This is a genomic window from Streptomyces sp. NPDC049915 (assembly GCF_040656475.1).
In the GTDB taxonomy this organism is placed as follows: domain Bacteria; phylum Actinomycetota; class Actinomycetes; order Streptomycetales; family Streptomycetaceae; genus Streptomyces.
On sequence record NZ_JBFAMH010000004.1, the window covers coordinates 157207 to 177724 of the forward strand.

19 protein-coding genes are annotated in these 20518 nt (G+C 72.2%); 8 read left to right on the forward strand and 11 right to left on the reverse strand.

Going from position 1 to position 20518, the window contains the following annotated elements; genetic code table 11:
- Positions 1 to 44: 44 nt before the first annotated feature.
- From AB0J12_RS08020 to rsmI, 9 genes are all read right to left on the reverse strand, one after another.
- Positions 45 to 2375, reverse strand: a complete 2331-nt coding sequence (locus AB0J12_RS08020) for a hypothetical protein (RefSeq protein ID WP_363263368.1) — start codon at positions 2373 to 2375, stop codon at positions 45 to 47.
- Positions 2372 to 2884 carry a hypothetical protein gene (locus AB0J12_RS08025; protein WP_363263369.1) on the reverse strand — a complete coding sequence of 171 codons (513 nt, stop codon included), beginning with the start codon at positions 2882 to 2884 and terminating at the stop codon, positions 2372 to 2374. The genes AB0J12_RS08020 and AB0J12_RS08025 overlap by 4 nt, the downstream gene beginning before the upstream one ends.
- Positions 2885 to 2929: 45 nt before the next feature.
- Positions 2930 to 3808 carry a glycosyltransferase family 2 protein gene (locus AB0J12_RS08030; RefSeq protein WP_363263370.1) on the reverse strand — a complete coding sequence of 293 codons (879 nt, stop codon included), beginning with the start codon at positions 3806 to 3808 and terminating at the stop codon, positions 2930 to 2932.
- 157 nt (positions 3809 to 3965) lie between these two features.
- The gene (locus AB0J12_RS08035; RefSeq protein WP_363263371.1) at positions 3966 to 4862 is read right to left on the reverse strand and encodes a 4-(cytidine 5'-diphospho)-2-C-methyl-D-erythritol kinase; all 897 of its coding nucleotides are present in this window, start codon (positions 4860 to 4862) and stop codon (positions 3966 to 3968) included.
- Complete coding sequence (rsmA, locus tag AB0J12_RS08040) at positions 4859 to 5767, reverse strand: 16S rRNA (adenine(1518)-N(6)/adenine(1519)-N(6))-dimethyltransferase RsmA (protein ID WP_363263372.1); 909 nt, start codon at positions 5765 to 5767, stop codon at positions 4859 to 4861. Before rsmA ends, AB0J12_RS08035 begins: the two co-directional genes overlap by 4 nt.
- A 45-nt stretch (positions 5768 to 5812) precedes the next feature.
- Positions 5813 to 7195: a ubiquitin-like domain-containing protein gene (locus tag AB0J12_RS08045; protein ID WP_363263373.1), complete on the reverse strand. Its 1383-nt coding sequence runs from the start codon at positions 7193 to 7195 to the stop codon at positions 5813 to 5815.
- Positions 7196 to 7299: 104 nt separating this feature from the next.
- Complete coding sequence (locus AB0J12_RS08050) at positions 7300 to 8199, reverse strand: TatD family hydrolase (protein ID WP_363263375.1); 900 nt, start codon at positions 8197 to 8199, stop codon at positions 7300 to 7302.
- Between the two features lie 91 nt (positions 8200 to 8290).
- Positions 8291 to 8719, reverse strand: coding sequence for a hypothetical protein (locus AB0J12_RS08055; RefSeq protein ID WP_363263376.1), 429 nt, complete (start codon positions 8717 to 8719; stop codon positions 8291 to 8293).
- A 241-nt stretch (positions 8720 to 8960) separates the two neighbouring features.
- Complete coding sequence (gene rsmI / locus AB0J12_RS08060; protein WP_363263377.1) at positions 8961 to 9824, reverse strand: 16S rRNA (cytidine(1402)-2'-O)-methyltransferase; 864 nt, start codon at positions 9822 to 9824, stop codon at positions 8961 to 8963.
- Between the two features lie 86 nt (positions 9825 to 9910).
- On the opposite strand from rsmI, the gene AB0J12_RS08065 reads away from it, so the two are divergent.
- The 3 genes from AB0J12_RS08065 (at position 9911) to AB0J12_RS08075 (ending at position 15241) form a co-directional block, all read left to right on the forward strand.
- Positions 9911 to 11653 (forward strand): phospholipid carrier-dependent glycosyltransferase, encoded by a 1743-nt coding sequence (locus AB0J12_RS08065; RefSeq protein WP_363263378.1) that lies wholly within the window; start codon positions 9911 to 9913, stop codon positions 11651 to 11653.
- A gap of 163 nt (positions 11654 to 11816) precedes the next feature.
- Positions 11817 to 13448: a penicillin-binding transpeptidase domain-containing protein gene (locus AB0J12_RS08070; protein WP_363263379.1), complete on the forward strand. Its 1632-nt coding sequence runs from the start codon at positions 11817 to 11819 to the stop codon at positions 13446 to 13448.
- Between the two features lie 122 nt (positions 13449 to 13570).
- Positions 13571 to 15241, forward strand: a complete 1671-nt coding sequence (locus AB0J12_RS08075; RefSeq protein WP_363263380.1) for a penicillin-binding transpeptidase domain-containing protein — start codon at positions 13571 to 13573, stop codon at positions 15239 to 15241.
- A gap of 48 nt (positions 15242 to 15289) precedes the next feature.
- Here AB0J12_RS08075 and AB0J12_RS08080 read toward each other — a convergent pair whose 3' ends face one another.
- On the reverse strand, positions 15290 to 15625 hold the full coding sequence (locus AB0J12_RS08080) for an SsgA family sporulation/cell division regulator (RefSeq protein WP_363263381.1): 336 nt from the start codon (positions 15623 to 15625) through the stop codon (positions 15290 to 15292).
- A 180-nt stretch (positions 15626 to 15805) separates the two neighbouring features.
- On the opposite strand from AB0J12_RS08080, the gene AB0J12_RS08085 reads away from it, so the two are divergent.
- The 5 genes from AB0J12_RS08085 to AB0J12_RS08105 all read left to right on the forward strand — a co-directional run bounded on the left by AB0J12_RS08085 (position 15806) and on the right by AB0J12_RS08105 (position 20174).
- Positions 15806 to 16861 (forward strand): energy-coupling factor ABC transporter permease, encoded by a 1056-nt coding sequence (locus AB0J12_RS08085; RefSeq protein ID WP_363263382.1) that lies wholly within the window; start codon positions 15806 to 15808, stop codon positions 16859 to 16861.
- Between the two features lies 1 nt (position 16862).
- Positions 16863 to 17624: a cobalt ECF transporter T component CbiQ gene (cbiQ, locus tag AB0J12_RS08090; protein WP_363263383.1), complete on the forward strand. Its 762-nt coding sequence runs from the start codon at positions 16863 to 16865 to the stop codon at positions 17622 to 17624.
- Positions 17612 to 18370 (forward strand): ABC transporter ATP-binding protein, encoded by a 759-nt coding sequence (locus AB0J12_RS08095; RefSeq protein ID WP_363263384.1) that lies wholly within the window; start codon positions 17612 to 17614, stop codon positions 18368 to 18370. Before cbiQ ends, AB0J12_RS08095 begins: the two co-directional genes overlap by 13 nt.
- A gap of 36 nt (positions 18371 to 18406) precedes the next feature.
- Positions 18407 to 18874 carry a hypothetical protein gene (locus AB0J12_RS08100; RefSeq protein ID WP_363263385.1) on the forward strand — a complete coding sequence of 156 codons (468 nt, stop codon included), beginning with the start codon at positions 18407 to 18409 and terminating at the stop codon, positions 18872 to 18874.
- Positions 18875 to 19016: 142 nt separating this feature from the next.
- Positions 19017 to 20174, forward strand: a complete 1158-nt coding sequence (locus AB0J12_RS08105) for a serine hydrolase domain-containing protein (protein ID WP_363263386.1) — start codon at positions 19017 to 19019, stop codon at positions 20172 to 20174.
- A gap of 24 nt (positions 20175 to 20198) precedes the next feature.
- Here the strand turns inward: AB0J12_RS08105 and AB0J12_RS08110 are convergent, their stop codons facing one another.
- A complete protein-coding gene (locus AB0J12_RS08110) occupies positions 20199 to 20477 on the reverse strand; it encodes a DUF1876 domain-containing protein (RefSeq protein WP_363263387.1) in 279 nt (92 codons plus the stop codon).
- Positions 20478 to 20518 lie beyond the last annotated feature (41 nt).

Consider the following 20518-nt stretch of genomic DNA (forward strand, 5'->3'; position numbering starts at 1 on the left):
ACCTCCTGGGGTGGCGTGCGCCGGGACTCGCGACGGGTCGCGGGTCAGCGGAAGATGTCCGCCCCGTTGCTGCTGTAGACCCTGTTCTTGGTGGCGTCCAGGAAGCCGATCGGATAGCGGTAGGTGATCGTGTCGCCGCGGTAGAAGAGGGATTCCTCGCCGTTGCGGACCGTCGTGTAGCCGAGGAAGACATAGGCGTCCTTCTGGACGAGTGCCGGGTAGATGCTGTCCCCCGCGTGCTTGCGCAGCCGCAGTTGCAGCTGGGTGTAGGGAGCGTGGTCCGCCTGGATCTTCGACTGGATGTCCACGGGCTGTCCCTGGGCGCGGGGCAGCAGCCATTGGAGCGCGGTGCGCTCTTCGGGATGGGGGTAGTAGCTGTCGTAGTACTGGCCGGCGTTGTCGAGGTTCAGCACCGGCGGATAGCCGCCGACGAGCTTCGGCAGGGCACCGGCGAGGTCGAGGAAGAGCACCAGCGCCACCGCGCACGCCAGCGGCGCGGCCCGCCGCCGCCCGGCCCACCGGCAGATCCACACCAGCCCGGCCGCGAGGAACGGGGCGAAGATGACAAGACCCTGCTGGAAGGCGCGCAGCACGCCGTAGTCGACGGAGACCTGGGGCAGAACGGTGAGCAGGGCGATCACGGCGCCCGCTCCGACGGTCAGGGTGACCTGGTCGCGTGTCGGGCGGAACGCCTTGCGCCGCCCCCACACCGTCGTCACGAACCCGAGGAGCAGCAGCAGTTGCAGAAGCCCCGCGATGAACGCGCGGAAGCCGCTGTTGGCCGCCGCCACGTCGACACCGGTGTCCTTGAGGGCGTGGCCGGCCGGTGTGAGCGGCTGGAGGTGCTGGGGGACGACCGTCACGGGGTAGCTGTCGACCACGCTCAACGGCACCAAGGCACCGCCCCGCCCGGCCTGTTGCCTCAGCTCCATGGCGTAGGTGCGGTACTCGTTCAGTCGCTGGGTGGGACTCACCCGTGCCCCGCCGATCAGGCTGTACGACACGTCCGAGGACCGGTTCCCCAGCTGCCCGCTCTGGAGATCGTGCACGGTCGTGCTGACCGTCGTCTCCAGTTGCCCGCCCGTGTGCGAGACGGGGCCGGCCCAGATGGCCGCGGCGGCCGCTGTCGCGACGACGATCCACCAGGTGACGAAGGCTCGCCGGGCGTCCCGCGGTGTTCGCCTCCGCAGCCGCGAGCCCAGCCGCCACAGCAGGTCGGTGACGAGCGCGATCACCAAGGTCACCACGATGATGTAGGTGGTGGAGTAGTGGGAGAGGACGATGCCGAGGGCCAGCACCGTGAACGCGATCCGCCGGGCGGCCAGCGGGCGGCCGGTGTCGGTCAGCACCACCATGGCGCACCCGAGCAGCAGGAAGGCGATCTCCTGGCGGCCCAGGAACACCATGTCCGTGAAGAACGTCGGGAACATGATGAAGAAGACCGCCGACAGCAGCGCGACGATCTGCGGCGCGACGTTGCGCACCGAACGGTAGACCAGCGCCGGGGTGAAGGCGAACAGCAGGGGCAGTAGGACCTTGAAGACGTAGATGCCGGAGATCCCCGTCAGCCGTGCCAGCGACGTCGGCAGCAGGGTGATGCTCATGCAGGCGTTGTACGGGTCACGGTAGTCGGCGATGTTCCAGTGGTTGCCGGCGGCCGTCAGTTGGAAGATCTCGAACTCGTGCCGGATGTCGTGGCCGGTGATGTACCAGCCGCGCAGCGAGGTGAGGAGGAGGAGTCCCGCCGCCGCGCAGAACAGGCCCAGGACGATGACAGAGGACGAGTAGCGGCGGCGCCGCCACATCAGGAGGGCGAGCAGCAGCGCGACGGCGATCATCGCGGTGAAGCTGACGGCCGAACCCGCCTGGTTGTTCAGCCGGATCGGGCCCGCGACGGACAGGAGGAGGATGACGGCGCCGAGCGCCGACACCGGGAGGAGACCCGGCGGCAGGTTCCGGGTATGCCCCTCGCGCCACCGGGCGAGGCCGTCGGTCAGGCGTTCGGCGGGAGGATCCGCGGCCAGAGCGAGGACGGCGACGGCCAGCATGGAGGCGATCGCGAGGGGAACGCGGGCGAGCGGCTGTCCGATGCCGACGGCCGGCAGGGCGGTGTTCACCAGCAGGGCGACGACCATGGCGGTGAGGACGCTGAGGCCGACGGCGAGGAGCACCCGGCCGTCCCTGGTCGACACGAACCGGGAGGCGATGGCGTACCACAGCACGGTCGGTGCGCCGAGGAGGAGCCAGAGGCCGGCGAACGCCAGCAGCCCGGTGGGAGCCCCGGGCAGCAGCTCGATGAGAGTGGCGAGCGCGGTGGAGCCGAGGAGCGCGCGGCGGGCTGCCACGCGTCCTGCCAAGATGCTGACGGCGGTCATGGTGAGCCCTTGGTGGTCTCGGAGTTGCCGGCTCCCAGGCGGAAGTGCAGCGACTCGGGGTGGCCGAGCAGAGTGACATGGACGACCTGGCCGCCCTGCCGCAGCGGAAGCCGCGTGACGGTCGACATGCGGCCGCCCGGCCGCTCGGTGAGCGTGGCCGTGGCCGACGCCGTCGTACGGCCGGTGGACGACTCCAGCCACACGCGGAGCCGGTCGGTCCCCTTGCTGTCACCGTGGCGGACGACCGAGACGGGGACGACGACCTGGGCGTGGGAGACGGCCGGCGCCGTGGTGAAGTACAGCTCGGTGTAGGAGCTCGGCAGCCGTGTGAACGATTCGCGCAGCTCACGGCGTGCGGCTGGAGTCACCAGGACGCCCACCACCGCGACGATCAGGACGAGCAGCGTCACGAGAGCGAGGCGACGGCGACGCCGGCGTTCCGGGCGCACCTGGCCCGCAGGCGCCGCTTCCTGCTGCGGCGGCTTCTTGAGGCTGTCGAGGAAGCTCATGTCGCTTTCTCCTTCTGAACTCAGCCGGCCGTCGCACCCCGGCGATCAGCGCGGGGACGGTCCACTGACGTCATGCCGGCCGACGGCCCGCCGGCCGTTGAGGTCCTGCTCGGCCTGGAAGTCGGGGAGGCAGGGCGGCAGGGCCCGCGGGCTGCTGGGCCCGACACGCTCCCTGCGCATGCAGCGGACCTTGCCCATGATGCGGAAGCAGTCGACGGCGTCGTGCCAGCTGATCTTCTTGCCCTCGGCGTGCGACCGGCTGTAGTAGCTCACCGGGACCTCGAAGGGGCGGACGCCCATGCGGAGCAGACACGCGGTGATCTCGGTGTCCAGTCCGAAGCCGCGCGCATGCAGGTGCAGCGAGCGGAAGAGCGACAGCGGAATCAGCTTCAGGCAGGTGTGCAGATCGGCCAGGTGCGCGTCGAAGAGGACGTTCGCCGCGAGCGTCATCAGCTCGTTTCCCAGGGCGTAGCGGTAGGACTGGTAGACCGTGTTCTGCCCGAACAGCCGCGCCCCGTAGACGACGTCGCAGCGCCCCTGGATGACGGGTTCCACGAGCCGTGGGATGTCGTCCGGCGAGTACTCCAGGTCGGCGTCGAAGGGAAGGATGTGCGTTCCTGTGGCCAGCTTCCCGGCCGTGAGCAGGGCGGCGCCCTTGCCGAGGTTGCGCGGGTGCCGGTGGGTGATCACCAGGGGATGCGCGTGCTGGGCCAGCAGGAGCGGAGTGCGGTCGCTGCTGCCGTCGTCGACGACGATCAGTTCCATCTCGCACGGATACTCGCGCGAGAGGACCGAATCGACCGCTGCGGCGATCGTTCTTTCCTCGTTGTACGCCGCCATCAGCACGGAGAGCTTCACCGGGCCGTCGCCGGACCACTTCCGGCCGCCGACGAACGGGGGAACAGGGATGTCTGGTGCGCTCATCGCGAGGCCCTCCTCGGTTGAGCTCTCGACGACGCAAGCACGCTGCCCAGCTATGTACGCTTACGTCGTATACGTCCCCACTGTGCCCACCACATCTCTCGACGTCAAGAGCAAAAAATAGCGAAATCAGGCTAAATCGGGACAGGAGGGGCAGCGCCTAGTCGATGACCGTCGCCCCGGCCACCGGCCCCGACGCCATGCGCACGCTCCGGCACGTGCCCGACGCGCGCAGGGCCTCCGCGACCTTCTCGGCAGCCGCACCGTCCCGGACGAGGAACGCCGTCGTCGGGCCGGACCCCGACACCAGCGCCGTCAGCGCGCCCGCCGACCGGCCCGCCTTCAGGGTCTCCACCAGTTCGGGGTAGAGGGACAGCGCGGCCGGCTGGAGGTCGTTGGTGACGGCAGCGGCCAGCGCGTCCGCGTCGCCCTTCGCCAAGGCGTCCAGGACCTGTTGCGAGGCCACCGGCTCGGGAATGTCCCGGCCCTGCGCCAGCCGGTCGAACTCGCGGAAGACCGCCGGTGTGGACAGCCCGCGCCCGGCCATCGCGAACACCCAGTGGAAGGTGCCGCCGACCTCCAGCGGCGCCAGCTTCTCGCCCCGCCCGGTGCCCAGCGCCGCACCGCCGGTCAGGCTGAACGGCACGTCGCTGCCCAGCTCGGCGCAGATGCCCAGCAGCTCCTCACGGGTGGCACCCGTGTTCCACAGCGCCTCACAGGCCAGCAGCGCGCCCGCGCCGTCCGCGCTGCCGCCCGCCATGCCGCCGGCGACGGGGATGTCCTTGGCGATGTGCAGATGGACGGCCGGCTCGATGCCGTACCGCGCCGCGAGCACCTCGGCCGCCCGGGCCGCGAGGTTCGTGCGGTCCAGCGGGACCTGCCCGGCGTCCGGGCCCGCGCAGGTCACCCGCAGCTCGTCGGCCTCGGTGACGGTGACCTCGTCGTACAGGCCGACGGCGAGGAAGACGTTGGCCAGGTCGTGGAAGCCGTCGGGGCGGGCGGCGCCGACGGCGAGCTGGACGTTGACCTTGGCGGGGACGCGGACGGTGACGCTCACTGCTGCACGGACTCCTCGTTCGGGGGCGCGGGGGCCGTTCCCCGCGATGACCCGGCCTCGGCGATGCGCGCGAACTCCTCCACGGTCAGCGCCTCCCCGCGCGCCTGCGGAGAGACGCCCGCGGCCACCAGGGCCGCCTCGGCGGCCGCCGCGGACCCGGCCCAGCCGGCGAGCGCCGCGCGCAGCGTCTTGCGGCGCTGGGCGAAGGCCGCGTCGACCACCGCGAAGACCTCCTGCCGGGAGGCCGTCGTCCTGATCGGCTCGGCGCGCCGGACCAGCGAGACCAGCCCGCTGTCGACGTTCGGCGCGGGCCAGAAGACGTTGCGGCCGATGGCGCCGGCCCGCTTGACCTCGGCGTACCAGTTGGCCTTCACGGACGGCACGCCGTACACCTTGGAGCCGGGGCCCGCGGCGAGCCGGTCGGCGACCTCCGCCTGCACCATGACGAGGGTGCGCTCGATGCCCGGGAAGGTGTCGAGCATGTGCAGCAGGACCGGCACGGCCACGTTGTACGGCAGGTTCGCGACCAGCGCGGTGGGCGGCGGGCCCGGCAGCTCGGTGACGTGCATGGCGTCGGAGTGCACCAGCGCGAACCGCTCGGCGCGCTCCGGCATCCGGGCGGCGATCGTCGCGGGCAGCGCGGCCGCGAGCACGTCGTCGATCTCGACGGCCGTGACCCGGTCGGCGGCCTCCAGCAGCGCCAGGGTGAGGGAGCCGAGCCCCGGGCCGACCTCGACGACCACGTCGTCGGGCCGGACGCCGGCGGTGCGGACGATCCGGCGGACCGTGTTGGCGTCGATGACGAAGTTCTGTCCCCGCTGCTTGGTGGGACGGACGCCGAGGGCGCCCGCGAGTTCACGGATGTCGGCGGGGCCCAGCAGGGCGTCCGGGGTGGGGCTGCTCACGTGACAAGGGTACGGGGGCGCGCGGGGCGCGACGGCCCGGGCCGCTCAGCCGTGCAGCCGCGCCCCGCAGTGCGGCCAGGAGCTCGCCCCGCTGCGGGTGTACAGCTTCTTCGCCCGGTACGTCTGTTCGGCCGCGGGCGCGTCCTGCGGGCGGCCGGTGCCGCCGAGGGCGTGCCAGGTGTGGGTGTCGAACTGGTAGAGCCCGCCGTACGTCCCCGAAGGGTCCACGGCGTCGGGCCGGCCGCCGGACTCGCAGACCGCCAGGGACTGCCAGTTCAGGTGGTCGGCGCCATGGACGGAGGCCGGCAGCGCCCTGGTGCCCACCCGCACGATCTGGGTGCGCGGCCGGCGCACCAGCTCGGTCTGCTCGCGCCGCGGCTTGAGCCGTACGCCGTTGACGGTCCGCACGGTGTACGTCACCCGGCGCAGGCCGGGGTGCCCCTGCTGCTCGACGACCTCCGTCCCCCGGAAGAGGGACGGGTCGTCGGTGCGCCGCTCCCGGAACGGGATCAGTTCCTCCCGCACCTCCTTGCTGCCCCTGATCCGCAGCACGGTGACGGTCTGCCCGTCGCGCGGGAAGCTGCCCGGCGCGACGGAGGTGGTGTCCTGGCCGCGCAGGGTGAAGCCGGCCTGCTCGACGGCCTCGCGCACGGTCGCCGCGTTGGTGCGGATGGTGCGGGTCTGCCCGTCCGCCATGACGGTCACGGCGCGTTCGGTGCGCACGTCGAGGGCGAGCCCGGCGCGTCCGATGCGCTGGGAGCGCGCGATGGACAGGTAGGCGCCCTGCGCGCGCACGCCGAGCTGCTCCAGCGCCTCCTGGACGGTGTGCGCGGTCGTCCACACCTCGCGTGGCTGCCCGTCGATCGTGAGCCGCACGGGGCGGGCGTAGCGGACGGCGATCTCGTCGCCGTTCTCCAGGTGCGCGCCGCGTCCGGGCGCGACCACGTCGTGCGCCCCGACCTCGACGCCCTCCTGGGCCAGCAGGTCGGTCACGTCGTCGGCGAAGGTGTGCAGGGTGCGCGGCCGGCCGCCGTCGACGCTCAGCTCGACGGCCTTGTCCTGGGCGACGAAGGCGGTGGTGCCGCCGGCGAGGAAGGCGACGACGAGGGCCTGCGGCAGCAGCCGGCGCACGGAGCCGTCCGCCCGCTCGGCGTACCGCGTTCCGCGCCGGCGAGCGGCCCGGCGGTGCGCCACCGTTCGGGGGGCGGGGACGGGCTGTGGCGCCGCCGGCGGCTCGTACACCTCGCCGTATCCCAGGGTCTCGGCCGTGTAGGGGTCCTGCGGCGGGTACGGCGGCTGCGGCCCGGCGTAGCGCCACTGCGGCTGTCCCCCGGCGTCCTGCCGGGGCGGCTGGGGGTCCGTGTCCTCCCACCGCGGCTGCGGCTGATACGGCGAGTACTGCGGGTACGCGTACGGGGAGTTGTTCACGCCGCCACTCCTGGGTCCGAAGGGGTCCCGGTCGGGCCCAGAACCTAGCGGAGCCGCGCTCACTCTCCAAAGCGGCACGGCTACGGAGGGTGGCGAACAGATGGTCAGTAACCGAAGGCCCTGGCGGTGTTCGCGCCGAGGGCGCCCGCCAGCTCGTCCTCCGAGATACCGCGTACGGCGGCCATCGCGCGCACGGTGACCGGCACGAGGTAGGGCGCGTTGGGCCGGCCGCGGTAGGGCACCGGCGTCAGGAAGGGCGCGTCGGTCTCCACGAGGACCAGCTCCAGCGGGGCCACGGCGAGGGCGTCGCGCAGGTTCTGGGCGTTCTTGAAGGTCACGTTGCCGGCGAACGACATGAAGTAGCCGGCGCTCGCGCAGACCCGCGCCATCTCGGCGTCGCCGGAGTAACAGTGGAAGACGGTCCGCTCGGGGGCGCCCTCCTCCTTCAGCACGCGCAGCACGTCCGCGTGGGCATCGCGGTCGTGGATGACGAGGGTCTTGCCGTGCCGCTTGGCGATCTCGATGTGGGCGCGGAAGGACCGCTCCTGCGCCGCCTTGCCCTCCGGCCCGGTGCGGAAGTAGTCGAGGCCGGTCTCGCCGACCCCCTTGACCTGCGGCAGTGCGGCCAGCCGGTCAATCTCGGCGAGCGCCTCGTCGAGCGCCGCGTCACCGCCGGCCGCGCGGGCGCCCTGCCTCGACCAGCCGTCGGGGTCGCCGTGGACGATGCGCGGGGCCTCGTTCGGGTGCAGGGCGACGGTGGCGTGGACGGCGTCGTACCGCGCCGCCGTTTCGGCCGCCCAGCGGGAGCCGGCCAGGTCGCAGCCGACCTGGACGACGGTGGTCACGCCCACACGGGCGGCCTTCGCGAGCGCCTCGGCCACGGTGCCGGACTGCATGTCGAGGTGGGTGTGGGAGTCGGCGACGGGGATCCGCAGGGGCTCCGGAAGGGGCGGCGCGGCGTTCTTGTCGCGCGGGTCGGCCGGGTCGGGGGCGTTCGCAGGCATGCCCCGATCCTACGAAAGGGGCATGCCGTCCGGTCCGGCCGCGGCGTCGCGTGCGCTCGGCTCGCCTCGCGGTGGAGGGTGTCGCGTGCGCTCAGCTCGCCTTGCGGTGGAGGTGGAGGGCGTGCAGGAGGTCGGACAGGTGCCAGTGCCGTCGCTCGGCGGTGAGGTCCGGCGCGGCCGGTCCGCGTGCCGCGGGCACCTGCGGGACCTCCACGGGGCCGGCCGGCGGCACCCGGTGCATGTCGTGCGCGCCGCGGACGGAGGCCACGCGTCCGGGCCGCATGATGCGGATCACATGGCTCTCGCAGTTCTGGCACCGGGGCCGCTGCAGCGGCGAGGGCACGACGCGTCCGCCGGTGACGTACAGCACGAACTGGTGGCCGTCCGCGTCGGTGTGGTGCTCTATCTCGTACGCCTGCTCCCAGCCGGTGCCGCAGCGCATGCAGGCGAAGGAGTACGACTCGTGGACGACGGCCGTCGCGCCGTTGCGCAGGCCGGGCTGCCCGGTGATCTCACTCATGCCGGCTCCTGTTGTCGCTGAACAGGGACGGGTGCGTCCCTTCATCCAGTGGACGCTTCCGCGACCGCGAACGCACGGGTGCTGTCGAGTGTTGGACCCGATTTGGAGCTTCCTTGCCGAAAGTGACCCGTTCGGTCCGTTTCGGCTTTGCCATCAGTGACGGCCGTTTACCCGGCCATGGGGCGCACGCTCAGCCGAGATGCGCCCTGCTCAGAGGGGGTATACGCCCCTCGCCACGGGTTCACGCCCCGGCGCCGGCGGCCCCCGCGTTCTTCGCCGCCACCACCGCGTCGAACACCTGCCGCTTGGGCAGCCCGGCCTCGGCCGCGACCGCCGCGATCGCCTCCTTACGGCGCTCCCCGGCCTCCTCGCGCGCGCGCACCCGGCGCACCAGCTCCTCGGCGCTCACCTCCTGCGCGCCCCGCTCGGGCGCCCCCTCCACGACCACGGTGATCTCCCCGCGCACCCCCTCGGCCGCCCACGCCGCCAGTTCGCCGAGCGGGCCACGCTTGACCTCCTCGTAGGTCTTGGTCAGCTCCCGGCACACGGCCGCGCGCCGCTCGGCACCGAACACCTCGGCCATGGCGGCGAGGGTGTCGTCGAGCCGGTGGGGGGCCTCGAAGTACACCAGCGTGCGCCTCTCCTCGGCGACCTCCCGCAACCGGGACAGCCGCTCCCCCGCCTTGCGCGGCAGGAACCCCTCGAAGCAGAACCGGTCCACCGGCAGCCCCGAGAGCGCCAGCGCGGTCAGCACGGCGGACGGCCCGGGCACGGCGGTGACCTTGATGTCCTTCTCGACGGCCGCGGCGACCAGCCGGTAGCCCGGGTCGGACACGGACGGCATGCCCGCGTCGGTGACCAGCAGCACCCGTGCGCCGCCCACCAGTTCCTCGACCAGCTCCGGCGTGCGGGCGGACTCGTTGCCCTCGAAGTACGACACCACGCGCCCCTTGGGCGTCACACCGAGCGCCTGGGTCAGGCGCCTGAGCCGCCGGGTGTCCTCGGCGGCGACGACGTCCGCCCCGGACAGTTCCTCCGCGAGCCGGGGAGGGGCGTCCGCGACGTCGCCGATGGGGGTGCCCGCCAAAACAAGGGTTCCAGTCACGCCCCCATCCTCCCAGGACGCGCCGCGAGGGACCGCATCCCGGCCATGCACGGGACTCACACAGCGCGGTTCCCTACGATGGCGCGGTGACCAGTACCGCGTCCTCCACGGACACCCGGCAGGACCGGGCACCGCACGACCAGCGGCCGTCGTGGCAGCAGCGGCTGCGCCGTTTCGGCCACGCGGAACGGCCCGCCGCCGACGTACCCGACCGGCTGGTGCCGCCTTATGCCGCGCCGAGCCCGCGGCTGTGGCAGGTGCTGGGCGTGCCGCCGGTGATGGCCGACCGGATCCGCCGGTGGTCCGGCTGGGGCGGTCCGCTGCTGGTGACGCTGATGGCGGGCGTGATGCGGTTCTGGAACCTGGGCAGCCCGAAGGCGGTGATATTCGACGAGACGTACTACGCCAAGGACGCCTGGGCGCTCGTCCACCGCGGTTTCGAGGTCAATTGGGACAAGAACGCCAACGACCTGATCCTGTCGGCGAACGGCCACGTCCCGATCCCGACGGACCCCGCCTACGTCGTGCATCCGCCGGTCGGCAAGTACGTCATCGGGCTCGGCGAGCTGATCTTCGGCTTCGACCCGTTCGGCTGGCGGTTCATGACGGCGCTGCTCGGCACGCTCAGCGTGCTGATGCTGTGCCGGATCGGCCGCCGGCTGTTCCGCTCCACGTTCCTCGGCTGCCTGGCGGGCGCGCTGATGGCGGTGGACGGGCTGCACTTCGTGATGAGCCGCACCTCGCTGCTGGACGGGGTGCTGATGTTCTTCGTGCTGGCGGCGTTCGGCTGCCTGGTGGTCGACCGGGACAAGGCGCGGGAGCGGCTGGCCGCGGCGCTGCCCGTGGACGCCGACGGCCGGGTGCGCCCGCACGCGCACACCGCCGACACGACGGGCCTCGGCCTGCGCCCCTGGCGCTGGCTGGCCGGCCTGATGCTGGGTCTGGCGATCGGCACCAAGTGGAACGGCCTGTATGTCCTGGTGGCGTTCTGCGTGCTGACGGTGCTGTGGGACGTCGGCTCCCGCAAGGTGGCGGGCGCCCGCCACCCGTACGCGGCCGTGTTCAAGCACGATCTGGGGCCGGCGTTCGTGGCGACGGTGCCGGTGGCGGTCGTCACCTACCTCGCCTCCTGGCTCGGCTGGATCCTCTCCCCCACCGACGGCACGGGCGGCTACTACCGCAACTGGGCGGCCACCGACGGCAAGCACAGCAGCTGGTCGTGGCTGTTCCCGGACTGGTGGCGCAGCCTGTGGCACTACGAGCACGAGGTGTACGAGTTCCACCTCAACCTGCACTCGCCGCACACGTACCAGTCCAATCCCTGGAGCTGGATCGTCCTGGGCCGCCCGGTGTCGTACTTCTACGAGTCCCCGGCGCCCGGCAAGGACGGCTGCCCGGCGGACGCGGGCGAGAAGTGCGCGCGGGAGGTGTTGGCGATCGGCACGCCGCTGCTGTGGTGGGTGGCCTGCTTCGCGCTCCTGTACGTGCTGTGGCGCTGGTTCTTCCGCCGCGACTGGCGGGCGGGCGCGATCGCCTGCGGCATCGCGGCCGGCTACCTGCCGTGGTTCCTGTACCAGGAGCGCACGATCTTCCTCTTCTACGCCGTCGTCTTCGTGCCGTTCCTGTGCCTGGCGGTGGCGATGCTGCTCGGCGCGATCGTCGGCTCGCCCGGCGCGAGCGACACCCGCCGCGTCGCGGGCGCGACGAGCGCGGGCGTCCTGGTCCTCCTGATCGCGTGGAACTTCATCTATTTCTGGCCCTTGTTCACGGGCACGGCGATCCCCATCGACCAGTGGCGGTCGCGGATGTGGCTGGATACGTGGGTATGACACGGATTGACTGAGCGCTTCCCGTCTCTCTTCGGACAACTTCCGGGAACAGACGCCCCACCGGGCCCGCCCTCCGCATACAGTGCGGGACGACACGGTCTTTGAACACGTTCAATTACGCGTGGGCGAGGGCTCCAAGGGGAGACACGGGGAGGGACGCGGGATGCGTTCGGGGGTGAAGGCCGGCATCGTGACCGCGGTGCTGGTCACCATGGTGGGCGGAGCGGGGTACGGGGCCTACAACGTCGTCTCGGCGCTCAGCGACACCGGCGGGAGCGGGGCGAGCGGCCCGGCGCCGGTGAAGAGCGGGCCGCCGAGCAGCGACGAGGTGCGCGAGACCGCGCGGAACTTCTTCGCGGCCTGGGAGAAGGGGCAGGCGGCCGAGGCGGCGTCGTACACGAACAACACGGGGAAGGCGGAGCCGCTGCTGACCTCCTACGGCGAGGCGGCCCACATCACCGGGGTGCGGATTACGCCGGGTGCGGCGAGCGGCGCGACCGTGCCGTTCACGGTGAAGGCAACGGTGTCGTTCGGCGGCAGGAGCAAGCCGCTGGACTACAGCAGCCGGCTCACCGTCGTGCGCGGGCTGACCACCGGGCGGGCGCTGGTGGACTGGCAGCCGTCCGTGGTGCATCCGCAGCTCACCGGCATGGACGACCTCCTGGTCACCGGCGAGGCGGCCGCACCGCCGGTCGAGGCGGTGGACCGCGACGGCGCTGTCCTGACCAAGGAGAAGTACCCCTCGCTCGGCCCGATCCTGGACGAACTGCGCGCCAAGTACGGCGACAGGACGGGCGGCACCCCCGGCGTCGAGCTCAGCATCCACCACGCCGACGCCGGCACCGCCGACACCACCCTCCTCACGCTGGCCGAGGGCAGGGCGGGCAAGCTGACGACCACGCTGAGCGCCCGTGCGCAGGCCGCCGCCGAGACGGCGGTGCGCAACTACGCCGAGTCCTCGGTGGTCGCGGTCAAGGCGAGCACCGGCGAGGTGCTGGCCGTCGCCAATCACCGCGGCGACGGCTTCAACGCCGCCTTCCTCGGCAAGCTGGCGCCCGGCTCCACGATGAAGATCGTCACGGCGGCCACCCTCATCGACAACGGTCTGACCACCGCGAACGGACCGGCACCCTGCCCGGACGACGTCCTGTGGGAGGGCCAGACCTTCCACAACCTCAAGGGCATGAAGGCGCAGACCGACGCCACGCTCGCGGACAGCTTCGCCCGCTCCTGCAACACCGCCTTCATCAAGTACGTGAAGCAGCTGAAGAACGAGTCGCTGAACCAGGAGGCCACCGAGCGCTTCGGCCTCGGTCGGGACGACTGGCAGACCGGCATCCCCTCCTTCGACGGCTCCGTCCCGGCCGTGGAGGGCCCCGACAAGGCGGCCGGCCTCATCGGCCAGGGCCAGGTGCAGATGAGCCCGCTGAACATGGCCTCCGTCACGGCGACCGCGATGACGGGCTCCTTCCACCAGCCGGTGCTCGTGCCGCAGAGCCTGGACGACCGTGAACTGGCCCACGCCCGTGGCCTGTCGCCGGACACCGTCCGCCAGCTGCGCGCCATGATGAACCGCACCGCGACCAGCGGCACCGCCGCCCGCGCGATGGCCGGGCTGAGCGGCCGGATCGGCGCCAAGACCGGCTCGGCGGAGGTCGACGGGCAGGCGAGGTCCAACAGCTGGTTCACCGGCTACCGGGGCGATGTCGCGGCGGCGGCGATGACCCAGGAGGGCGGACACGGCGGCGACGCGGCCGGGCCGATTGTCGCAAGCGTGCTACGGGTGGGCGGCTGACGTCAGCCGCGCAGGACGGGACTCTAGGCTGGTCGCCGTCGTTGGGATGGGTGAGGGCGACGAGGGCAGGGGGACCAGGGGCCTGGAGGCGTCCTGGGGAACGCGCGGAGGAACAGGGAGCAGTGGGCAAGAGACGACGCGTCGCCGAGCGACGCAGGACCGGGCCCGCCGTGGTCGGCGGGATGATCGCCGTGGTCGTCGGCGGCGCCGGGATCGGCGCGTACGCGCTGTACGGGGGCGGCGCGGCGGCGGAGGACAACACGGCGGCGCAGGCGGCGGCCCACAAGAAGGCCGTGAAGACCGGCCCGCTGTCCGCGGCCGAGGTCACCACCACCGCCCGGACCTTCCTGACGTCCTGGCAGCAGGGCCGTCTGCCCCAGGCGGCGGCCGCCACCTCCGACGCCGCGGCCGCGACCGCCCTGCTGACCGGCTACACCAAGGACGCCCACGTCCAGGGCGTCACCCTGACCGCGGGCGCGCCGCAGGGCGCCAAGGTGCCGTTCACCGTCCAGGGCACGGTGTCCTACCAGGGCGTCAGCAAGCCGCTCGCCTACAGCAGCGCGCTCACCGTGGTGCGCCGCGCCGAGGACGGCAAGCCCTACGTCGACTGGCACGCCTCCGTCGTCCATCCCGGCCTGTCGGACGGCGACACCCTGGTCACCGGCGAGTCGGGCACGCCGCCGGTGAAGGCGCTGGACCGCGCGGGCGGCGAGATCACCGCGGCGAAGTACCCGTCGCTGGGCTCGGTGCTGGACGGGCTGCGCGAGAAGTACGGCAAGAAGGCCGGCGGCAAGGCCGGCATCGAGCTGCGGGTCGTGCGGGGCAAGGCATCGAAGGCGAAGAAGCTCTCCGACAAGACGCTGCTGGAGCTGCGCAAGGGCACGCCCGGCACGGTGAAGACGACACTCAGCCCGCGGCTGCAGGCGGCGGCCGAGCAGCAGGTGGCCAAGCGGGCGCAGGCCTCGGTGGTCGTGCTGCGCCCCTCGACCGGTGAGATCCTCGCCGTCGCGAACAACGGCCACGGCTTCGACACCGCGCTGCAGGGTTCGCTCGCGCCCGGCTCCACGATGAAGATCATCACCTCGTCGCTGCTGCTCGACAAGGGCCTGGCCGCCGTGGACAAGCAGCACCCGTGTCCGAAGTACTTCTCCTACGGCGGCTGGAAGTTCCAGAACGACGACGAGTTCGAGATCAAGAACGGCTCGTTCAAGGCGAGCTTCGCCCGCTCCTGCAACACCGCCTTCATCAGCCAGGCGCCCAAGCTGAGCAACGACGACCTGACGAAGCAGGCGCAGCAGGTGTTCGGTCTGTCGATGAACAACTGGTCGCTCGGTGTGCCGTCCTTCGACGGTGCGGTGCCGGTGCAGTCGGCGGCGCAGAAGGCGGCCTCGCTGATCGGCCAGGGCGGGGTGCGGATGAACCCGCTGAACATGGCCTCGGTCGCGGCGACCGTGCGGTCCGGCTCCTTCCACCAGCCCTATCTGGTCTCCCCGGACGTGGACGGCCGCAGCCTCGCCCACGCCTCGCGCACCCTGTCGCCGTCGACGCTGGCGCAGCTGCGGGAGCTGATGCGGTACACGGCGGCGGCCGGTACGGCGGCCGAGGCGATGTCCGGGCTCGGCCCGGACTACGGCGCCAAGACGGGCTCGGCGGAGGTCGACGGCCAGGACAAGCCGAACGGCTGGTTCACGGCGTACAAGGGCGATCTGGCGGCGGCCGGTGTGGTGCAGGCGGGCGGTCACGGCGGTGACACGGCCGGGCCGATCGTGGCGGCGCTGCTGAAGATGGGCTGAGCGCCCACCGCAGAGCGCCCACCGCACGGGAAGCGGCCCCGAGGGGAATCAGACGGTGGCCAGATAGGTGCGCCGCAGGAAGCGGAGCAGCGTCTTCGTCTCGAACTGGACGACGGAGACGCCCCGCGCGGAGTGGAACTCCACGACGGCTCCGACCCGCCCGCACGGCCACACCCGGACCTCGCCGGTGCCGGCCGGGGCGCGCAGTCCCTGTTCGAGCAGGGTGCGGGAGAAGGTCCATTCGTCGGTGCCGGGCAGGCCGACGCGCACCGAGCGCGGGTCGGTCTCGGGGTCGTAGCGCAGGACCACCGGTATCGCCGTGTCCTCTTCGGCGTCCGTGTCCGTGACGATGTGGGCTCGTGCGTACTGCTCGACTACGGACATCGGACGGCCCCTTACAGTCAGTGACCTATATGAAAGCTGTACATCCGCTTCCCATACCAATGTCCCACATGAGGCGGCTCACGCCCTGTTGAGCGCCATCTCACATCTGACGTAGCCGTTCCGAGATGACCAGTGACTCGCTCTTGCAAGTCGTTCGCATTAAGCCACTATCATCGAACGGTGCACGTACCTGACGGATTCATCAACGCCCCGGTCTCCGCCGCGACCGGCGTCGTCGCCGCCGGCGCGATAGCCGTGAGCCTGCGCGGCGCCCGCCGTGAACTGGACGAACGCACCGCGCCGCTGGCCGGCCTGGTCGCCGCGTTCATCTTCGCGGTGCAGATGCTGAACTTCCCCGTGGCGGCCGGCACCAGCGGCCATCTGCTGGGCGGAGGACTCGCCGCGATCCTCGTCGGCCCCTACACCGGCGTGCTGTGCGTGTCGGTCGTCCTGCTCATGCAGGGCATCCTGTTCGCCGACGGAGGCCTGACCGCGCTCGGCGTGAACATCACCGACATGGCGATCGTCACGACCGTCGTCGCCTACGCCGTCTTCCGCGGCCTGGTGAAGGTACTGCCCCGCAGGCGCCGCTCGGTCACCGTCGCCTCCTTCGTCGCCGCGCTGCTGTCGGTGCCGGCCGCCGCGGTCGCCTTCACCGCGATCTACGCCCTCGGCGGCACGACCGACGTGTCCCTGTCCAAGGTCGCCACCGCGATGATCGGCGTGCACGTCCTCATCGGCATCGGCGAGGCCGCGATCACCGCGCTGACCGTCTCCGCCGTCATCGCCGTACGCCCGGACCTCGTGTACGGGGCGCGTGGGCTCCGGCAGCGGCTGAAGCTCAAGGTGAACGGGGAGCTGGTGGACGCCCCGACGCCGGTCACGGTGCCGGCCGCGGCGCGCACCTCGCGGCGCAAGGTGTGGATCACCGGGCTGGTCACCTCCCTCGTCCTCGCCGGTTTCGTGAGCTTCTACGCCTCCGCCAGCCCCGACGGGCTGGAGAAGGTCGCGCGCGACCAGGGCATCGACCACAAGGCCAAGCCGCACGCCTCCGACGACTCGCCGCTCGCCGGCTACGGCGTGAAGGACATCAGCGACGCCCGGCTGTCCGGCGGTCTCGCCGGCGTGATCGGCGTCGGTGTGACGGTCGTCGCGGGCAGCGCGGTGTTCTGGGCCGTGCGCCGGCGCCGCAGCGACGACGTGTCGCCGGCGTCGACGACCGTGGAGAACGTCTGAGATGGGCGCCGGGCACGCACACCGGCTCTACCGGCACGGGCACACGCCGGTGCACGCGCTGCCGCCGCACACCAAGCTGGCCGCCGCGTTCGCCTTCGTGGTCGTCGTCGTCTCGACACCGCGCGAGGCGATGTGGGCGTTCGCCCTGTACGCCGTCCTGCTCGGCGTGGTCGCGTACCAGGCGCGCGTGGGCGCGGGATTCCTGTTGAAACGGCTGCTGATCGAGGTGCCGTTCGTCGCGTTCGCGGTGCTCATGCCGTTCGTCGCGGAGGGCGAGCGGGTCGACGTCATCGGTCTGTCGCTGAGCGTCAACGGCCTGTGGGGGGCGTGGAACGTGCTCGCCAAGGGCACGCTCGGCGTCGCCGCGTCCGTCCTGCTCGCCGCCACGACCGAGCTGCGCGAGCTGCTGCTCGGCCTGCAGCGCCTGAAGCTGCCGCCGCTGCTGGTGCAGATCGCGTCCTTCATGATCCGCTACGGCGATGTCATCACCGACGAGATGCGGCGCATGCGCATCGCCCGCGAGTCCCGCGGCTTCGAGGCCAGCGGCGTGCGGCACTGGGGGGTGCTGGCGAAGTCGGCGGGCGCGCTGTTCATCCGCTCCTACGAGCGCGGCGAGCGCGTCCACCTGGCGATGGTCAGCCGCGGATACGCCGGTTCCATGCCGGTGATCGACGAGGTGACCGCCTCGCGGGCGCAGTGGCGGCACGCCCTCGCCCTCCCCTGTTCGGCCCTGGTCGTCTGTCTGCTGGGATGGTTCCTGTGACACCTTCACTGGACGTGGCCGGTCTGGCCTTCGCGTACCCCGACGGGCACCAGGCCCTGTTCGGCGTGGACTTCACCCTCGCGCGCGGCGAGCGGGTCGCGCTGCTCGGGCCGAACGGCGCCGGCAAGACGACCCTCGTGCTGCACCTCAACGGCATCCTGTCCGGCGGGGCGGGCACCGTGAAGGTCGCCGGGCTGCCCGTCGGCAAGCGGAACATGGCTCAGATCCGCCGCAAGGTCGGCATCGTCTTCCAGGACCCCGACGACCAGCTGTTCATGCCGACGGTCCGCGAGGACGTCGCCTTCGGGCCGGCCGCCGCCGGGCTGAAGGGCGCCGAGCTGGAGGAGCGGGTGGACCGGGCGCTGGAGCGGGTCGGCATGCTCGCCTTCAAGGACCGCCCGCCGCATCATCTGTCCTTCGGTCAGCGCCGCCGGGTCGCGGTGGCGACCGTGCTCGCCATGGAGCCGGAGATCCTCGTCCTGGACGAGCCGTCCTCCAACCTGGACCCCGCCTCCCGCCGGGAGCTGGCCGACATCCTGCGCTCCCTGGACGTGACGGTGCTGATGGTCACCCACGACCTCCCTTACGCCCTGGAGCTGTGCCCGCGCTCGATGATCCTCAGCGACGGCGTGATCGCGGCGGACGGCAGGACGGCCGAGCTGCTCGCCGACGAGGAGCTGATGCGCGCCCACCGCCTGGAGCTGCCCTTCGGCTTCGACCCGCGCTCGGTGACGACGGGCGCGTGACGCACCACACCGGGGACGTCTGCACGAGGAGGGGCGATGACCGGTCAGGCGGCGCCGCACGCCGGGTGCCTGGCGTGCGACCTGATGACCGGCAGGGCCCACCTGCCGGGCGGCACGCTGCTGCGCAGCGGGTGCTGGGTGGTCGAGCACTGCGTCGGCCCGCTCGGCCTGGGGACCGTCGTGGTCAAACCGGCCCGGCACGTGACCCATGTCGCCGAGCTGACCGCCCGGGAGTCCGGCGAGCTGGGGCCCCTGCTGCAGCGGGTGAGCGCCGCGGTCACCGAGATCGTCGCCCCGGAACAGGTCTATGTGTGCCTCTGGTCGCACGCCGGCGGCGTCCCCGGCCATCTGCACTTCGTCGTGCAGCCCGTGCGCGGGGAGGACGTGAGCCGGTACGACGCCTTCGGGCCGGCGCTGCAGGTGGCCATGGGGCGAGCCGGGCACGTGCCAGGGGCGGCGGAAGTGGAGCGGGTCTGCGAGGAGCTGAGGGCGGCTCTCGGCTGACGCCCCGGCGGGCCGTCACCCGCGCACGCCCTCCCGGCAACATCGGTATAACGATCCTCACCGGGGCGCTGAGCAAAGGAATCGCAGGCGGTCCGCCGGCGTTACCCGCTGCGTCGCAGGCAAGTCGGAGGGAAGTGCGGACGTGGACGTGCACGGAGCGGTGGCCGAGGGCTTCGAGCCGGTCAGGGAGGCGTTCGCCCGTAACTTCACGGCGCTCGGGGAGAAGGGCGCCGCGGTGACCGTCTACCGGGACGGGCACAAGGTCGTCGACCTGTGGGGCGGCACCCGCGACGTCGACGGCTCAGAGCCCTGGGAGCAGGGCACCGCGCAGATCGTGCGCTCGGCCACCAAGGGCGTCGCCGCGGCCGTCCTCCTGCTGCTGCACCAGCGCGGCGAGCTGGACCTGGACGCGCCGGTCGGCGCCCACTGGCCCGAGTACAAGGCGGCCGGCAAGGAGCGCACCCTGGTGCGGCACCTGCTCGCCCACCGGGCCGGCGTCCCCGTGCTGGTCCGGCCGCTGACCCTCGCCGAGGCCGCCGACCCGGACCGCGCCGCGGCGGCGGTCGCGGCACAGGCGCCGGTGTGGGAGCCGGGCACCGAGCACGGCTACCACGCGCACACCTACAGCTGGCTCACGGGCGAAGTGGTGCGGCGTGTCACCGGGCGGCCGATCGGCAAGTGGATCGCCGACGAGATGGCGGCCCCGGTGGGCGCTGACTTCTGGCTCGGGCTGCCGGAGAACGTCCGCCCGCGCCTGGGCCGTGTCGGGCCCGTCACAGCACCCGAGGCGGGCGGGCTGAAGACCCGGCCCAAGCGCGCGGTCGCCGACGCGTATGCGGACCCCGCGTCGTTGACCTTGCGTGCCTTCGGGGCGATCGCCCCCTCTCCCGACGAGAACGACCCCGCCTACCACGCGGCCGCCCTGCCGGGCTCCACCGGCATCGCCACCGCCGACGGACTGGCCCGTATCTACGCCGCACTGATCGGCGAGGTCGACGGCGGAACGCGGCTGTTCACCCCGCAGACCATGGAACTCGCGCGCGGCGAGCAGTCGGCCGGCCCGGACCGGGTGCTGGTCGTGAACACCCGTTTCGGGCTCGGCTACATGCTGCACGGCAGCGCCTCGCCGCTGCTCGCCGACGGCTCCTTCGGCCACCCCGGCCGCGGGGGCGCCCTCGGCTTCGCCGACCCGGCCTCCGGCATCGCCTTCGGCTACGTCACCAACGGGTTCCGGCAGAGCGTGACGGCGGACCCGAGGGCGCAGGCGCTGGTGCGGGCGGTGCGCGGCGCGCTCGCCTGACCGGCCGTTCCCCGGCGCGGGGACTCACACGTGGATCGGATGTGACGTGCGGCCGGACGCGTCGTCGATCTCGTCGTGCGCCTTCGTCAGGAGCCGCATGGCCAACTCGTTCAGCGCCCGCGCACCGGCGATCTCCTCCCCGACGCGCGGCTGATGGGAGTCCGTGCGGTGGCGGGTGGCGCTGCCGTGGGCCCGCACTTCCGAGCCGTCGGGCAGCCGCACCAGCGCCACCGCGCGCGTGTGCTGGTCGTCCTCGAGGAACTCCAGCTCCACGTGCCATCCCACAGTGGTGTGCATGGTCATGGTGATCACCTCCGGGACATCTGCTTCCAGGGTCCTCCTCA

What these genes read in the sequence shown, in the direction of transcription:
- AB0J12_RS08020 (WP_363263368.1), bottom strand. Translation starts at nt 2,375, where the DNA reads ATGACCGCCGTCAGCATCTTGGCAGGACGCGTGGCAGCCCGCCGCGCG.
- AB0J12_RS08025 (WP_363263369.1), bottom strand. Translation starts at nt 2,884, where the DNA reads ATGAGCTTCCTCGACAGCCTCAAGAAGCCGCCGCAGCAGGAAGCGGCG.
- AB0J12_RS08030 (WP_363263370.1), bottom strand. Translation starts at nt 3,808, where the DNA reads ATGAGCGCACCAGACATCCCTGTTCCCCCGTTCGTCGGCGGCCGGAAG.
- AB0J12_RS08050 (WP_363263375.1), bottom strand. Translation starts at nt 8,199, where the DNA reads ATGCCTGCGAACGCCCCCGACCCGGCCGACCCGCGCGACAAGAACGCC.
- AB0J12_RS08055 (WP_363263376.1), bottom strand. Translation starts at nt 8,719, where the DNA reads ATGAGTGAGATCACCGGGCAGCCCGGCCTGCGCAACGGCGCGACGGCC.
- AB0J12_RS08070 (WP_363263379.1), top strand. Translation starts at nt 11,817, where the DNA reads ATGCGTTCGGGGGTGAAGGCCGGCATCGTGACCGCGGTGCTGGTCACC.
- AB0J12_RS08080 (WP_363263381.1), bottom strand. Translation starts at nt 15,625, where the DNA reads ATGTCCGTAGTCGAGCAGTACGCACGAGCCCACATCGTCACGGACACG.
- cbiQ (WP_363263383.1), top strand. Translation starts at nt 16,863, where the DNA reads ATGGGCGCCGGGCACGCACACCGGCTCTACCGGCACGGGCACACGCCG.
- AB0J12_RS08095 (WP_363263384.1), top strand. Translation starts at nt 17,612, where the DNA reads ATGGTTCCTGTGACACCTTCACTGGACGTGGCCGGTCTGGCCTTCGCG.
- AB0J12_RS08100 (WP_363263385.1), top strand. Translation starts at nt 18,407, where the DNA reads ATGACCGGTCAGGCGGCGCCGCACGCCGGGTGCCTGGCGTGCGACCTG.
- AB0J12_RS08110 (WP_363263387.1), bottom strand. Translation starts at nt 20,477, where the DNA reads ATGACCATGCACACCACTGTGGGATGGCACGTGGAGCTGGAGTTCCTC.